This is a genomic window from Collinsella sp. TF08-11AT, assembly GCF_003437035.1.
GTDB lineage: Bacteria > Actinomycetota > Coriobacteriia > Coriobacteriales > Coriobacteriaceae > Collinsella.
In genome coordinates, this window is the sequence record NZ_QSRL01000002.1 from 230,277 (window position 1) to 244,609 (window position 14,333).

Here is a 14,333-nt window from a genome sequence, read left to right on the forward strand (position 1 = left end):
ATTCTTAAGATTTGGGACAAATACTACTGATTATTTTGTCCCGTGAGCATGCCGTCGAGGGTGCGCCAGGCGAGCTCGGCGCATTTGACGCGGGCGGGCATGTGCGAGATGTCCTGGAGCTGGGCGGCTTCGTCTAGGTCTTCCAGGTCTTCCTCGGAGAGCTGCTCGCCGCGGATCATGGCGAGGAAGAGCTCTGCCAGGCGGTGAGCTTCCTCGACGGTCTCGCCGGTGATGAGGTCGGCCATGATGTCGGCGCTTGCCTGGCTGATGGCGCAGCCGTGACCGGTAAAGGAGGCCTCCTCGATCACGTTGTTCTCGACACGTAGCTGCAGAGTGAGTTCGTCTCCGCAGCTGGGGTTGATGCCGTCGTGCTCGTGCGTGGGGGCATCCATCTCGTACTTGTAGTCGGGGTGCGAGTTGTGCTCCATAAATGTGGTGGAGGTGTACAGATTACCCATTGAACGTGCTCCAAACGTGATGCAGGCCGGCGATGAACTTGTCGATATCGGCCTTGTCGTTGTAGAAGGCCACGCTGGCGCGGCAGCAGGCGAGGTTCTCGACGCCCAGCCAGGTGAGCAGCGGCTGCGCGCAGTGGTGACCGGCGCGGATGCAGACGCCGTCCATGTCCATGATGCTCGCGACATCGTGCGGGTGGATGCCCTTGACATTAAAGCTCACGACGCCGTGGTGGTTATCCCAATAGATTGAGCCGATGATCTGGACAAAGTCGAGCTGCATGAGCTCGCCCATCAGGTAGTGGACGAGTGCCTGCTCGCGTGCCTGGATGTTTTCGTAGCCTACCGTGTTGACCAGGTAGTCAAGCGCCGCGCCCGTGGCGAAGATGCCGGCGGCGTCCTGCGTGCCGGCCTCGAACTTCTCGGGAACGGGCGCCCAGACGGCGTCCTGCTCGGTAACCGAGTCGATCATCTCACCGCCGGTAAGCATGGGCGGCATGGCGTTGAGCAGGTCCATCTTGCCCCACAGCACGCCGATGCCCATGGGGCCCATGGCCTTGTGCGCGCTAAAGGCAAAGAAGTCGGCGCCCAGATCGGCCACATTGACTGGCATGTGCGGCAGCGACTGTGCGCCGTCGACGACCAGATAGCCGCCGTACTTGTGCACGAGCTTGCCGAGGTTCTTGACCGGATTCTCGACGCCCAGGACGTTAGAGACCTGACCCACGGCCAGGATCTTGGTCTTGGGGCCCACCTTGGCCAGAACCTCCTCGGTCGTGAGCTGGCCGGTCTTGGTGGGGTAGAGGTAGACGAGCTTGGCACCGGTCTCGCGGCAGACCTGCTGCCACGGAATCAGGTTGGAGTGGTGCTCCATGATGGTGATGACGACCTCGTCGCCCGGTTCGAGCACTGTGGACGCAAAGCTCTTGGCGACCAGGTTGAGCGACTCGCTCGTGTTGCGGGTGAAGACGATCTCGTTGGCGCTGGGGGCGCCGATGAGATCGGCGATCTGTTGGCGGACCTTCGCGATGGCGTCGGTGGCCTCGACGGACAGCGAGTACAGGCCGCGCAGGGGGTTGGCGTTCATGCGCTGGTAGAAGTCGCGTTCGGCGTCGAGCACACAGGCAGGGCGCTGCGCGGTGGCGGCGCTATCGAGGAAGGCGATCTCGGGGTGCTGCTGGAACAGCGGGAACTGGCCCTTGTAGGGGTTGGTCTCGATATCTACGGTGGGCCAGCCGCGCGAAGCCTCGTCGCTGGCGTCGAGCTCCATGGGCTCGGGGGCGGTGCAGGTGTCGCATTTAACGTGCTCGGTGTCGATCATGCGAGCTCCTCTTCAAAGTTGTCGATCAGGTTGTTGCCCAGGCGGACGACGGCGGCGCGGGTGCGCTCGTCGGTGGCGGAAAGCGCGGCGTCCTCCAGCTTGGCGCGGATGAACAGGTCCTCGGCGGCGTTTTGGTCAAGGCCGCGGCAGGCGAGGTAGAACAGCTGCTCGTCGCGGACGTGACCGATGGTGGCGCCGTGGTTGCCGGCGACGTCGTCCTCGTCGCAGAGGATGACGGGAACGGTCTTGTTGTCGACGCCCTTGTTGGCCAAAAGCACCGTCTCGCGCTCGGTGCCGGTTGCACCCTTGCAGCCGTGCACGAGGTCGATGGTGCCGCGGTAGACCTTCTTGGACGTGCCGGTCAGCACGCCGTTGGCGTCGATTTCGCACTCGGTCTTGCGACCGCGGTGGCGCAGCTCGTAGTTAAAGTCGCGTACCTGCTCGCGGGCGCCCAGGTAGTCAGTATCGATGGTGACCTTGGCGGTATCGCCCAGCAGGTCGCCGGCAAGGCCGGTGGCGCTGGCGCCGGCACCCAGGACGGTGTGTTGCACGTTGACGCGCGCGCCCTCGTCTAGGAACAGGCCGGTGTCGTCGAGTGCGATCCAGCTGTCGTCGAGTGTCTGCGTGCAGGTCACGTTGACGGTGGCGTACTCGTGGGCGCACACACGCAGCACGGAGCCCACGACGCCCTCGCCGGCAACGGGGGAGTCCAGGGCTAGGGCGAGGTCGAGCGTTGCCTGCGGGCGGGCGACGACGTCGATGGCGGCAATCGCAGCCGCTGCGTCGACGCCACTCACGCGCACGGTAACGGCGGCGTGCTGGTAGGCGGGAACATCGATGACGATGCGCTTGGTGGCGTGCTCGGTCAGATACGCATAGGCAGCCTCGCCCATGCCGGTCTCGAAGGCCTCGGCAGGGGAGAGCTCCTCCTCGAGCTTGATGGCGCCGGCCTGGTAGACAGAGGTGGCGGGCACGTCGAGCTCGGTCTCGGGCGTGATGCGGGCGCGGTCGGCGGCATCACCGGGGGCAGCGGTACGGCGCTCGGGGAAGCGCTCGGCCATGGCTTCCATGGCGGCGTCGAACGCGTCTGTCACGCCAATAAACTGTTCGCCCAAGCCTTCGACCTCAACGGCATCGGCGGGAGCGGCGACAAGCTCGTCAGAGAGCTCGAGCTTGGTCTGGTTCATTTTCAACCAGCCCCAGGTTGCTGCGGGCATCGCGTTGACCTGCTCGAGTGTGGTAGCAGCGGTGTTGGTTTCCTGTTTCATTATCCGATCGCTCCTTCCATCTCGAGCTTGATCAGGTTGTTCATCTCGACGGCGTACTCCAGCGGCAGCTCCTTGGAGACCGGGTTGGCAAAGCCGTTGACGATCATGGTGCGGGCCTCTTCCTCCGAGATGCCGCGGCTCATCAGGTAGAACACCTTGTCGTCGCCGATGCGGCCGATGGTGGCCTCGTGGCCGATGTCGACGTTCTTGGCGCGGATGTCCATGGCGGGGATGGTGTCGGAGCGGCTCTGGTCGTCGAGCATCAGCGACTGGCAGCTCACGGTTGCCTTGGAACCCTCGGCCTTGGGTGTCGCCACAATAGAGCTGCGGAACGTCTGGATGCCGCCGCTCTTGGAGATGCCCTTGGTCTCGACGGTCGCCGAGGTCTCGGGGGCGTTGAGCACGACCTTGCAGCCGGTGTCGAGATTCTGCCCGGCGCCGGCAAAGGTGATGCCGGTAAAGCTCGACCGGGCGCGGCGGCCGTTGAGCACGCTCATGGGGTAGAGGTAGCCCACGTGGCTGCCGAAGGAGCCACTGATCCACTCTATGTCGCCATCCTCGTCCACGCGCGCACGCTTGGTGTTGAGGTTGTACATGTTTTTGGACCAGTTCTCGATGGTCGAGTAGCGCAGGTGCGCACGCTTGCCCACAAAGAGCTCGACGGCGCCGGCGTGGAGGTTGGCAACGTTGTACTTGGGCGCGGAGCAACCCTCGATGAAGTGCAGGTCGGCGTCGTCCTCGACGATGATGAGCGTGTGCTCAAACTGGCCGGCGCCCTTGGCGTTAAGGCGGAAGTAGCTCTGCAGCGGGAAGTCCAACTTGGTGCCCTTGGGCACGTAGACAAACGAGCCGCCCGACCATACGGCGCCGTGCAGGGCCGCAAACTTGTGGTCGGTGGGCGGGATGAGCGTCATAAACTTCTCGTGGATGAGCGGCTCCCACTGCGGGTCGTGCAGGGCCTCCTCGATGCCGGAATAGACGATACCCATCTTGGACGCGGTGTCCTGCATGTTGTGGTAGACCAGCTCGGAGTCGTACTGCGCGCCGACGCCCGCCAGGTAGCTGCGCTCGGCCTCGGGGATGCCCAGGCGCTCAAAGGTGTTCTTGATGTCGTCGGGCACCGACTCCCAGTCGTGCTTTTGGTCGGTGTTGGGCTTGACGTAGGTGACGATGTTGTCCATGTCCAGGCCCTCGATGGAGGGGCCCCACGTCGGATCGGGGAAGCGGTTGAAGATCTCGAGGGACTTGAGGCGCAGGTCGAGCATCCACTGCGGTTCGTCCTTCTTGGCGCTGATCTCGCGCACGATGTCGGGCGTGATGCCGGCGTCGAGGCGCTCGAATCCCTCCTCGCCATAGGTGAAGTCGTAGAGGCTGCGGTCGATGTCCGCGACCTCGGTGCGGTTCTTGGTCATTACGTCGCCCCTTTACGCCTGCTGCTCGGCAGCGGCGGCCTCGGCCTGGGCGCGCTGCTCGGCGGCCTCGCGCTCAAAGGTCTCAAAGCCGTTCTTGTCGATCCAGGGGATGAGCGAGGCGTCGTCCTCGCGCACGATGTGACCCTTGACCATAACGTGGACGCGGTCGACATCCAAGTGCTCCAGGATGCGCGTGTTGTGCGTGATGATGAGCATGGAGCCGTCGCAGCTCTTGCGGTAGGCGTCCATGCCGTGGCTGACGGTGGAAAGCGCGTCGACGTCCAGGCCGGAGTCGGTCTCGTCTAGGATGGCGAGCTTGGGCTGCAGCAGCAGAAGCTGGAGCATCTCGACCTTCTTTTTCTCGCCGCCCGAGAAGCCCACGCCCAGCTCACGGTTGAGGTAGGAGGTATCCATGTTAAGCTCGGCCGCGAGCTCCTTGACGCGACGTCGGAACTCCTTGCCCTTCATCTCCAGGCCGGGGCGGCCGGCGATGCTGGCGCGCAAAAAGCTCGACAGCGGCACGCCCGGGATCTCGACCGGGGCCTGGAAGCTCAGAAACAGGCCGGCGCGCGAACGCTTGTCGGTGGTGAGCTCGATGATGTCCTGGCCGTCAAAGACGATACGTCCGTCGTTGACCGTGTAGACGGGGTCGCCCATGACCAGGTGGCCGAGGGTGGACTTGCCGGCGCCGTTGGGGCCCATCAGCACGTGGGTCTCGCCGGCGGCGACGTTGAGGTTGACGTTGTGGAGGATGGTCTTCTCGTCCACGGAGGCGGTCAGACCTTCGATGGAAAGCAGCGGATTTGCGCTCATGCTGTCCCTCTCTGTATATGGTGTACTCATAGGTGTGCTAAACCCTAGGAATCTTCTCGGAATAAAGTTACTATGGGTTCGGCGTTAGTCAAGGGAAAACCCGACTAATCCACTCGACTTTTCTAGATGTGGGACAAAATAACCTGTTGTGTTTGTCCCACTTACTTAAGATTTGGGACAAACAAACCTGGTTATGTTGTCCCAGTAACGATGGGAGGGTAGGTATGCTCATTTCTTCTAAGGGCCGCTATGCCCTCCGTCTGATGATCTATATCGCGGCGCTCGGTGACGCCGAGGGCAAGATTGCTCTGCGCGAGGTTGCCGACCGCGAGCGCATTTCGCAGAAGTATCTGGAACAGCTGGTTCGTCCGCTCATGAAGGCGGGCCTACTTAAGAGCGTGCGCGGCAAGGGCGGCGGCTACATGATGGCCAAGGACCCGGCCGAGGTGCGTGCCGGCGACATCCTGCGCGCCGTCGAGGGCAGCACGGCTCCGGTGGCGTGCGATGGCATCGACAACAGCTGCGCCCGCAGTGATCTTTGCTCGACCGTCAAATTCTGGCGCGGTCTGGACGAGGTCATCGAAAAGTACGTCGACGGTGTGACCCTGGCAGACCTGGCCGCCGTCCCCGAGATCAACTTTGACATTAAACTGTAGGGCTGCAAATGGCATCTCTCGACAAGGTATACAAGCAAATCGAAGTTTTTGCTCGGGAATGTGACGCCGAGAAGGTTGTGTTGTTTGGTTCTCGCGCTCGAGGTGACAACCTGCCTAAGAGCGATATTGATATTGCTGTAGCAGGTTGCCGGGATTTCGACCGTTTCTCATATCTGATAGAGGAGCGTCTTGATACTCTTTTAGATATAGACGTCGTCAATCTGGATGAGTCCTTATCGCAGCAATTGCTCGATGAAATTGCCAGGGATGGTGTGATTCTGTATGAAAAAATATGAGAACTTTGCCAGCGCCTTGGCGAATCTTGAGGATGCACCCAATCAGGATCTTAGCAATGATTTTGTTCAGAGTGGATTGATTAATAAGTTCAACCTTCAGTTTGAACTGAGCTGGAAGCTCCTTAAACGTCTGCTCGAGTATGAGGGCGCCACGCTTGCTGCATCGGGGTCTCCTCGTGCCATCTTGAAGGAAGCCTACCGATTCTATGACTTTATTGATGAGGCGGCATGGCTAGATATGCTCAGAGACCGCAATACGAACGTCCATATCTATGACAACAAGCTCGCTCAAGATTTGATTCAGCGTATCTTGAACGTCTATATCCCCGCTTTCTGTCAGTTGAGAGACGGGCTGATGGGACGCTACGGCGATCTTCTTCTGGTGCCCGACGACCAGTTTGTTTAATTCCTTTAGATTTCGCGGAGGGTTGTTGCCGTTTACCGAGGGGTTGTTGTGCAACAACGGGCGAGCTGCAATACTTATTCTTATCTTTGCAAACTGCACTTTAACTACACCAATGCAGGGAGGATCTTATGCAGCCCAAGCATTCTGCGATTGTCGCGGGCCTGACGCTGGCGCTTTCGTTTGGCGCCGTTTCCGCGCCGGCACCCGCCGCTGCCGAGGAGCCCACGCCGGGCGTTGCCTCGGATGCGACCGATATCGATAAGGGTCTCTATACCCAGCAGTCCTTTTCGGGCGTGCTGAGGTCGGTCCAGGGCGTTTCGTTTGTTAACGTGACTCCCGAGATGAAGTACTTCACCAAATATGAGAGTCACGGCAACTATAACCAGGGCTTTTCGTACGGTGACGGTTATAACGCGCTGGGTTATTACCAGTTCGACCGTCGTTGGTCGCTCATTCCGTTTATGAAGCAGGCCTACAACTACAACCCCGAAAAATACAGCATGCTCAAGGATGCGATTGATCGCGGCAGCGAGATTTCCAACATGAGCAATGCCATGTACGAGAACGGCCAGCTCACCGAGTTGGGCCGTATTGCGCAGGAGGCCTTCCAGGGCGCTTATAACATCGATCCTGTTGAGTTCTCAGCTCTTCAAGATGCCTATGCGTACAACTCGTACTATGCGGTGACCGAGGCGTGGCTCAAGAGTGGCCTGGGCATTGATATTTCGGGCCGTGCCGATTGCGTTAAGGGCATGGTGTGGAGCATCACCAACATGTGCGGCACCGGTGGCTGCAGGGACTTCTTCCGTTGGGCGAATCTCTCCAACGATATGTCCGACCGCGAGTTTGTGACGGCGCTTTCCAACAGTGTGGTCAATAACGTGGCGACCAAGTATTCGAGCCAGCCCCAGTATCATGAGGGCTGGAAGAACCGCTACCGCAATGAGCTGAAGGACTGCTTGGTTTATATCGCCGAGGACGAGGCCGCTGCCGCTGCGACGCCCGTGCAGCCCGAGCCCGCGCCGGCGCCCTCGCCGACGCCTGATTCGAATGACGGCTCGCGTGGCGATGCTAACGATGACAGGATGGATGCGCCCTCGACCGATGCTGACGGTGATGGCTCTGCTGGTGGCACTACCAACAACGGCTCTACCTCGAACGGTTCCGATTCAAACGGCTCTGCTGCGGGCGATTCGTCTTCAAGCTCTGCCGGCAATACGGACAGCGACGCTTCTGGTTCGACCGGCGCTGGCACCTCTAACTCATCCACCGGCTCGAGCGATTCGTCCGTTGGCACCGGCTCTAACAACGGCTCCGGCTCTGACGCAACCCCTGGTTCCGATGCTTCCAAGGATGACTCGAATAAGGCGCCGGACGTTCCCGTTGCTTCGCCGGACAAGAAGCCTTCTTTCTCCGAGCAGCTTGGCTCTACGCTGGGCTCTTCGCTGATGGCTGGCGTCAATAACGGCTCGACCCAGAACAAGGGCAACTCTGATCAGGTTTCCACGGAAAAGATCGAAGCCGCAAAGGGCGACTCCAAGGACAAGGCTTCTGAGAAGACCGAATCCGATAAGGGTTCTAGCTCTGAGGAGAAGAGCGACAAGTCCGAACAGAAGAAGGACGAGGATAAGAAGTCTGAATCTGAGGAGAAGGACAAGAGCAAGGCCGAGGGCGAAAAGAAACAGTCCGAAGACGACGACAAGAGCGGTGCTGACAACCAGGTCCAAGAGCAAAATGACTCCAAAACGGTGACCACCACGACCACGACGACTACAACTACCAAGTCCTCGGGCGGCAACATGCCCAAGACGGGCGATCTGATTGTGATGGCGAGCCTTGCCAGCGCGAGCTTGGCCACACTGGGCGCTACGTCTATCGTAAGTGGTAAGCATAAGCTCGATCAGCAGAAGAAGGCTTCTGGGGAGGACGGCTCGGAGGAGTAATCTTCTAGATCGTTTTCTATAAGAGTTTGGGACGGGGTCCGGTGCGGCGGCATCGGGCCCCGTTTTTGTTGTGCAACGATTTGTTATGCCCCCTCGGGGGTCTGCTGCTACCGTTGCCCGAAACGTTTGCATGTCGATATTGTTGCGCTCTACCCGCTCGCTACAATGGGCATCGTGCTGCGTTAGAAGGAGAGTTTACGGTGTCTGAACAGGCGAATTATGGTGTTGCTCATGCGTTTGGCGCACGGTTGCTCAGTTATGCGGATAACGCAGCTCTGCCGGTTGAAGTGCACGACTTTTCTGATGCAATCAATTGGTGTTTACTCGTCGATAAGACTATGTTTATTGCCGATATATTGGACAGCGAAGCACCTGTTGCGCTTTGTTGTCGGCCCAAGGGTTTTGGCAAGAGCATGAATCTATCGATGCTCAAATGCTATTTGGAACGATCTGATCACCGACGGCCGGATCGAAGCCCGTTCGTCGGCACCCAGATTTGGCAGGCGGGCGGTGGTCGCTTTCGTGATGAGTACGCGTGCTATCCCGTCATCTTGCTCGATTTTTCTGCTGCCGCTGCGAGGCGCGACGCCGATGCTGCGGCGGCTATTCGCAGCGCTGTCGCGAACGAGTGCGCCCGATTGCTGCCGCTGCTTGCCGCACCTGATCTGTCAAGACGTGAGGTCCGTCTTATCGAGAGGGCGGCGCGTGGGGTGGCCAGCGATAAGGAGATCGATGCGGCGCTTGGCGTGCTTATCAAGCTGCTCCAGGCAGCTTTCGATGAGCAGGTTGTTCTTCTGATAGACGACTACGACGCGGTATGTCCAAAGCGTTTGGACGCTAAGGACGACGGTAGCGTGGATTCCCTAGAGTCGCTCAGCCGAATGTTGTTCGACACCATTGCCGATGCCGGCGACTCGTTGCGATTGACGTGTCTGATGTGCGAACGCCCCGGTCATGCCGAGTTTGCGTTGTCCCAACGTGGGGTTTCCTATCGGTCGGCGACAGCGTTGTCGAGTTGGTGTGATCGATGGTTCGGTTTTTCGGACGACGAAGTCCAAGTGTTGTTGGATTGCATCGGTCGCAACGGCTGTCTGGATGACGCGCGTGAGTGGCTCGAGGGCTATCTGTTTGGTGGTTTTTATTGCTCGAGCCCGGAGCGCGTGGTGGACTACGCACATCGCGATTGCGTCGCGCCCGTTCGGGCGGATCTGTATTGTTACGCCGACTGTCTGGGCGCATGCGTCGGCGACTGGAATCTCATTCGCCTGTCCACATTGTTCGATTTGGTTGAGCCGCATGGGTTTATTGAGGCGCCAGTGCATATGCATGCCGAGGAGGTCGATGCCGCCAAGCCCGAAGATATCTGGACTGCGCTGTATCTGTCTGGATTCCTTACGACGGATATGACGGGGCATTCGGAGGACGGCGCGTGCCTTCGTTCCCTGCGTCTGCCTAATAACGAAGTGCGTCAGGCGCTTCGTCTTGCAATTCTGGAATGGTTTGAGTGCGCCGTTGAGGACGTTGGAGTTATCGACTCGTTCCATGACGGGCTGTGCCGAGGAGACGAGGACACTGTAAAGCAAGCTTTGAGCTGTGCTATCGGCGATCTGGGCATCGATGTGGGCCAATCAGATGTGCCGACAGCCTATCATCTGGCGCTTCAGGGGCTCTGCTTTGGACTGCCCGGCTATTGCAATCCCAGCTCCAAGCGAAGTGGCGTCTCGGATCGCTGGGATATCCAGGTGATTCCCACCGGTCGGGTGTTTGACGTGGCCGACACGCTCGGCATGCTCGATGAGCGACCGCTCATTACGGTCAACATGTTGTACGACCCTGGCGTCGATGCCCTGGGCCTGGAACTGTTGGCGGTTCAGGCGCTGCTCGACATAGAGCGCGACGGCATCGACGAAATCCGTGTGCCGCGACCCGGCGTGGGTCGCATGCGCTGGGGGTTTGGATTTGACGGGCAGCATGTGGCTGCGGTGTGCCAACGGCTTTAAGCGCCGAGGTGTTTCCGTCTTCCGTTACTCGGTATCCTTCATGGGCGGCATGGGCTTCCAGTTGGGATCCTTTACGATCTTGCGGGCGTCCTTCATGCCACGGCGCAGCGCCGGAATGCCGGTCTTAAAGCATTTGTCGACTGCTGCCAGACGAATGAATTCCTTGCAGAAGGTCGCGGCATTGCCCAGGCGGAACAGCATGGGGTGGTAGTCACCGTAGATCTGCATATAGCGAGCGAGGAAGCCTCGGTTGCGCATGATGTAGTAGCGGTTGGTGTCGCTCGTGGAGTTGAGCTGTCGTTTGCCGGCGATATCCCAGTTAGAGACGGCGCGGGCGCGCTTGAGCACCACGTCGGCGACCACGGCGGCAGGGAAGTGCTGGCTGGCTACGTAGCCGTAGCAGGCATCGTCGCCGTAGATAAAGAAGCGCGCGTCGGGCAGGCCAATCTTGTCGACCACACGGCGCGAGAACATGCCGCCCTCAAAGCACAGTTGGTTCATGGTGCGGTAGCCCTCGGGACCCAGATCCCACTTGGCGATGGGGTTAGGGATGCCGAGCGAAAGGATGAGCTGGTACTGCCAAAAGAAGGCGCCGCCGTCAAAGTCCAGGCGCGAACCCTGGATAACATCGTAGCGGTCGGTCCACTTGGCCAAGCGCTCGATGCCTTCGGGGATGACGAGCACGTCGTCGTCCATGACCCAGAACCACTGGGCTCCCAGATCGTAGGCGCATTTAGTGCCAGCGGAGAAGCCACCCGCACCGCCGCCGTTTTCGAGCTGCGGGGCGTAGATGACACGGTCGGTGCCGCCCTGCGCGTCGGGCTGCTCGGTGTCGATGCCCCACAGGTTGGCCAGACGCTCGTTGAATGCGGTGCACATGGCCTCGGTCTCGCGCGAATTCTCGTTATCGACAATCACGATGCGCCAGGGCGTTGCCGTGAGCTCGGTCATGGAGTCGAACAAGTTGGCCAGGAGTTCCTGGCGCTTGTACGTAACGACAACGATGGCGAGCTTATCGATGGAGGCGGGAAGGGTTGAAGTCATGAACGAGAATATCCTTTCGCGTGGGCAGCATATCGGCCCTGCGGAATAAACAATGTGTCCCATGGGACACGACTATTGTAAGCGTAGGCGGGCACCCGCGGGTAATGTCCCGCTAATCACCAAGAACGTTTGCTACAAGCCTTGTTGACGTGTGAGCGTGGCGAGGTTGCAAGCGCGCATTGTGGTATTACATAGGTGCCGATTCCTGTGGACGCGATCTTTGTGTTTGGATGCCCTGTGAATAAAACTCGTTTAACCTCCTTTGCAGATAGCCTTCCCTTCAAGGTCATGTTTCTGTTTTTGGTTCTTCAGGTCGCATTTGTCCTGAGCAATACCGCGGCGAATTGCCTGCCGAGGCCCGTTATCGAGTCGCATGCGCAGGGTTCGGAGTCCTCGGCCCTGTTGTCTAACATGTATGTCTACGACCACCGTGTTGCAGCTGGTCCTGTTTGCTTTGATAACAATCGTTTTATCATTGAAGTCGCACGGCAAAAGGACCAAGGTTCTCCGTTTAAGACGATGACTGTTGCCGAGATTGATGACGTTACGAAAGCCGGCGGGATTACGCATCAGCAGTACTACCGGTATTGGCATGGATGGCAGCTACTTACGAATGTCTGCCTGTTTATTGGCGGTATCGATGTTGTTGTGGTGCCTGCGGCTGCCCTGGCGATTGCCGGCTCCGCTTGCGCTTACGTTGCCTTGCGGAAGCGATTTTCAAAGCCATTGACGTTGGGTTTCCTTGCAATCCTGTTGTTCTCGACAAATCTGTTTTTCAATGTTATCGGCGATCTACTGCTGTGCATCTCGTTCTTTGTGGCGCTCATCATGATGTCTTGCATGAGCCTTCGTTTGGAATCGGCTCCGAACGCACGGGCTTTTACAAGCCGCCTCGTCCTTTGGTCGATAGCGACGGGCGCCGTGTTTTCGTTTCTTGACTTTTTAACGATTCCTGCCGCAGTTGTCGCCCTGCATTGCTTTTTTGCCTTCATTGCGCTCCCCGAGGGTGAGCGCCCCAAGCGCTGCGTCGTCACGATGATGCAGGCGCTCTTTGGGTTTGGGCTTTCGTTTGTGTTTACCTGGGCGATGAAATGGGTTGTCGCGGCATTTGTACTGGGTTGGAACGAGGTCTTTTCGAACGTTCTGGGCGAGATGGGTCTTTGGTCTGCGCATGGGACTTCGTCACTGTTGCCCCAAGCTGACTGGCCTCAGATTTTGAAGGAGTTTTATTGCATGAGCCCGCAGCTGTTCGCCATTTGCTCAACTGCTGGTTATGCGATGATCTCGAACGTCGTTTGTCTTGTTTCGTTTGCTGCCGTATTGGCGATTTGGATTGCCGTGCTCGTTTGCTCGATACGGGGCGGAGCGCAAGAGGGTCGTCGTAAAGTGTTGATCCAGTCGCTGCTCATGGCACTGCCCCTGGTTGTCATTTTGGGTTATTTCGTTGTTATGCATGACCATGCGATCGTTCATATTCCGGTATTTGGCTGCAAGAACTGGGCGATTGTCTTTGCGATTCTATTTGCTTCGGGTGTTAGCGCGCTTCGTGGTCTGCGGAGTCGGAAGGCTGCTTAGCTGTTCATGCGAGCCTTGATGGCGTCGACCACGGCCCTGCGTACGATATCCACGAGGAGCAGGGCAAGCGCGAGGCAAAGGCTCATTAGGATTCCGAGCAAAATGGCGCCGGCTGGATGGGGCTCTCCCGTTTGGATGCCTGTCGCCATGGTGTAGATTGCTTTGTCAAAGATGGGTCGCCAGACATTGCAGGTAAACGACTGTACGGCGTAGAAAGCGAGCGTTCCTGCGGCGAGGGACATGATTGTCTTGTCTGCAGCTGGGACTTCGTGGCGCGGCTGATGGAGCGCTGCGGCGGCAACGGATGCGGCGGCCAAGATAAAGGATATGACGGAAGTGGACTTGTAGGAGAGCTTCCAGAGCGCGTCGTACTGGCTATTTGCCGATAGCAGAAGCTCGAGCGCGATGGTGGCGGCAACGAGTCCGATTAGTGCGATCTTGGATTTTTGAGCGCCGGATGCGTTGCCGTGGTGTTCGAGGACAAAGCGCATTTCTCCAGCCGCAATAAACGCGACCAGGTAGGTAACAGCGCTCATGAGCTTGCGCCATAAAACGACACCGGCAACTTCGTTTGCCGTCGCCGCGATGTAGCAGTTGATTCCAAATGTTGCGAACACTAGAAGTGCTACGACAAACGGGGCCCTTTTGCTGCCGATTCGCTGCCTTGCCAGCGCAATCATCGGTACAAGCAATACGGAGGCGGCGTAGACCCAGATAAACTCGATGCCCAACGTAAGCCAGCCAATCTCGTGCAGCGAGATTTCGGGTAGGGGATAGACGTACATTGAAACAAACAGGCACGCGGTGCAATAAAAGAGCGTGGGTAAGACGATTTTCTTTAACCGTGTAAACGATTTATAAACGAGGCACTGCGCGGAAGACCCGTTTTGAAGGGCGCGTACCGCCGAGGGAATAAGGAAGTACCCCGAGATCATAAAGAAGACCTCGTTGGCCCAACAGCCCAGCAGGTTAATGAATCCCAGTAGTCCCGAATAGGGGAAAGCCGCAAGCGATGCGTATTCCGGCACGCCGGTGCAGACGGCTTGGAAGGTCCATTGAAACGTGTGGAATATCGCAATCCCGGCGACCGCGACCAAGCGCAGCGCCTCGATGGAGGTATTTCTGCTTGCTTTTCTGCCCATCA

The 14,333-nt window shown here is 58.8% G+C and carries 13 protein-coding genes; 6 read left to right on the forward strand and 7 right to left on the reverse strand.

The window, feature by feature from the left end:
• Positions 1 to 23: 23 nt before the first annotated feature.
• From sufU to sufC, 5 genes are read right to left on the reverse strand one after another with little or no spacing between them, the layout of a single operon-like run.
• A complete protein-coding gene (gene sufU, locus DXC79_RS02915; protein ID WP_117635056.1) occupies positions 24 to 458 on the reverse strand; it encodes a Fe-S cluster assembly sulfur transfer protein SufU in 435 nt (144 codons plus the stop codon).
• Positions 451 to 1,776, reverse strand: a complete 1,326-nt coding sequence (locus DXC79_RS02920; RefSeq protein ID WP_199408630.1) for an aminotransferase class V-fold PLP-dependent enzyme — start codon at positions 1,774 to 1,776, stop codon at positions 451 to 453. The genes sufU and DXC79_RS02920 overlap by 8 nt, the downstream gene beginning before the upstream one ends.
• On the reverse strand, positions 1,773 to 3,044 hold the full coding sequence (locus tag DXC79_RS02925; RefSeq protein ID WP_117635057.1) for a SufD family Fe-S cluster assembly protein: 1,272 nt from the start codon (positions 3,042 to 3,044) through the stop codon (positions 1,773 to 1,775). Before DXC79_RS02925 ends, DXC79_RS02920 begins: the two co-directional genes overlap by 4 nt.
• Positions 3,044 to 4,456, reverse strand: coding sequence for a Fe-S cluster assembly protein SufB (gene sufB / locus DXC79_RS02930; protein WP_022094821.1), 1,413 nt, complete (start codon positions 4,454 to 4,456; stop codon positions 3,044 to 3,046). Before sufB ends, DXC79_RS02925 begins: the two co-directional genes overlap by 1 nt.
• Positions 4,457 to 4,468: 12 nt before the next feature.
• Positions 4,469 to 5,269: a Fe-S cluster assembly ATPase SufC gene (gene sufC / locus DXC79_RS02935; protein ID WP_117635058.1), complete on the reverse strand. Its 801-nt coding sequence runs from the start codon at positions 5,267 to 5,269 to the stop codon at positions 4,469 to 4,471.
• A gap of 224 nt (positions 5,270 to 5,493) precedes the next feature.
• On the opposite strand from sufC, the gene DXC79_RS02940 reads away from it, so the two are divergent.
• The 5 genes from DXC79_RS02940 to DXC79_RS02960 all read left to right on the forward strand — a co-directional run bounded on the left by DXC79_RS02940 (position 5,494) and on the right by DXC79_RS02960 (position 10,570).
• Complete coding sequence (locus tag DXC79_RS02940; RefSeq protein ID WP_117635059.1) at positions 5,494 to 5,925, forward strand: Rrf2 family transcriptional regulator; 432 nt, start codon at positions 5,494 to 5,496, stop codon at positions 5,923 to 5,925.
• Positions 5,926 to 5,933: 8 nt separating this feature from the next.
• Positions 5,934 to 6,221, forward strand: coding sequence for a nucleotidyltransferase family protein (locus DXC79_RS02945; protein WP_117635060.1), 288 nt, complete (start codon positions 5,934 to 5,936; stop codon positions 6,219 to 6,221).
• Entirely contained in the window at positions 6,208 to 6,627 is a 420-nt protein-coding gene (locus DXC79_RS02950; protein ID WP_117635061.1) for an HI0074 family nucleotidyltransferase substrate-binding subunit, read from the forward strand. Before DXC79_RS02945 ends, DXC79_RS02950 begins: the two co-directional genes overlap by 14 nt.
• A 128-nt stretch (positions 6,628 to 6,755) precedes the next feature.
• Positions 6,756 to 8,570 (forward strand): hypothetical protein, encoded by a 1,815-nt coding sequence (locus tag DXC79_RS10045; protein WP_158550949.1) that lies wholly within the window; start codon positions 6,756 to 6,758, stop codon positions 8,568 to 8,570.
• A gap of 287 nt (positions 8,571 to 8,857) precedes the next feature.
• Complete coding sequence (locus DXC79_RS02960) at positions 8,858 to 10,570, forward strand: AAA family ATPase (RefSeq protein WP_255413263.1); 1,713 nt, start codon at positions 8,858 to 8,860, stop codon at positions 10,568 to 10,570.
• A gap of 24 nt (positions 10,571 to 10,594) precedes the next feature.
• Here DXC79_RS02960 and DXC79_RS02965 read toward each other — a convergent pair whose 3' ends face one another.
• The gene (locus DXC79_RS02965) at positions 10,595 to 11,614 is read right to left on the reverse strand and encodes a glycosyltransferase (RefSeq protein ID WP_117635063.1); all 1,020 of its coding nucleotides are present in this window, start codon (positions 11,612 to 11,614) and stop codon (positions 10,595 to 10,597) included.
• Between the two features lie 207 nt (positions 11,615 to 11,821).
• Between DXC79_RS02965 and DXC79_RS02970 the strand changes: the two genes are divergently transcribed.
• Positions 11,822 to 13,189: a hypothetical protein gene (locus tag DXC79_RS02970; RefSeq protein ID WP_117635064.1), complete on the forward strand. Its 1,368-nt coding sequence runs from the start codon at positions 11,822 to 11,824 to the stop codon at positions 13,187 to 13,189.
• Here DXC79_RS02970 and DXC79_RS02975 read toward each other — a convergent pair.
• Positions 13,186 to 14,331 carry an acyltransferase family protein gene (locus DXC79_RS02975; protein ID WP_117635065.1) on the reverse strand — a complete coding sequence of 382 codons (1,146 nt, stop codon included), beginning with the start codon at positions 14,329 to 14,331 and terminating at the stop codon, positions 13,186 to 13,188. The genes DXC79_RS02970 and DXC79_RS02975 overlap by 4 nt on opposite strands.
• Positions 14,332 to 14,333 lie beyond the last annotated feature (2 nt).

Bases quoted from the DNA above. Each gene is read 5' to 3' on its own strand.
- sufU (WP_117635056.1), bottom strand. From the start codon at position 458: ATGGGTAATCTGTACACCTCCACCACATTTATGGAGCACAACTCGCAC.
- DXC79_RS02920 (WP_199408630.1), bottom strand. From the start codon at position 1,776: ATGATCGACACCGAGCACGTTAAATGCGACACCTGCACCGCCCCCGAG.
- DXC79_RS02925 (WP_117635057.1), bottom strand. From the start codon at position 3,044: ATGAAACAGGAAACCAACACCGCTGCTACCACACTCGAGCAGGTCAAC.
- sufB (WP_022094821.1), bottom strand. From the start codon at position 4,456: ATGACCAAGAACCGCACCGAGGTCGCGGACATCGACCGCAGCCTCTAC.
- sufC (WP_117635058.1), bottom strand. From the start codon at position 5,269: ATGAGCGCAAATCCGCTGCTTTCCATCGAAGGTCTGACCGCCTCCGTG.
- DXC79_RS02940 (WP_117635059.1), top strand. From the start codon at position 5,494: ATGCTCATTTCTTCTAAGGGCCGCTATGCCCTCCGTCTGATGATCTAT.
- DXC79_RS02945 (WP_117635060.1), top strand. From the start codon at position 5,934: ATGGCATCTCTCGACAAGGTATACAAGCAAATCGAAGTTTTTGCTCGG.
- DXC79_RS02950 (WP_117635061.1), top strand. From the start codon at position 6,208: ATGAAAAAATATGAGAACTTTGCCAGCGCCTTGGCGAATCTTGAGGAT.
- DXC79_RS10045 (WP_158550949.1), top strand. From the start codon at position 6,756: ATGCAGCCCAAGCATTCTGCGATTGTCGCGGGCCTGACGCTGGCGCTT.
- DXC79_RS02965 (WP_117635063.1), bottom strand. From the start codon at position 11,614: ATGACTTCAACCCTTCCCGCCTCCATCGATAAGCTCGCCATCGTTGTC.
- DXC79_RS02975 (WP_117635065.1), bottom strand. From the start codon at position 14,331: ATGGGCAGAAAAGCAAGCAGAAATACCTCCATCGAGGCGCTGCGCTTG.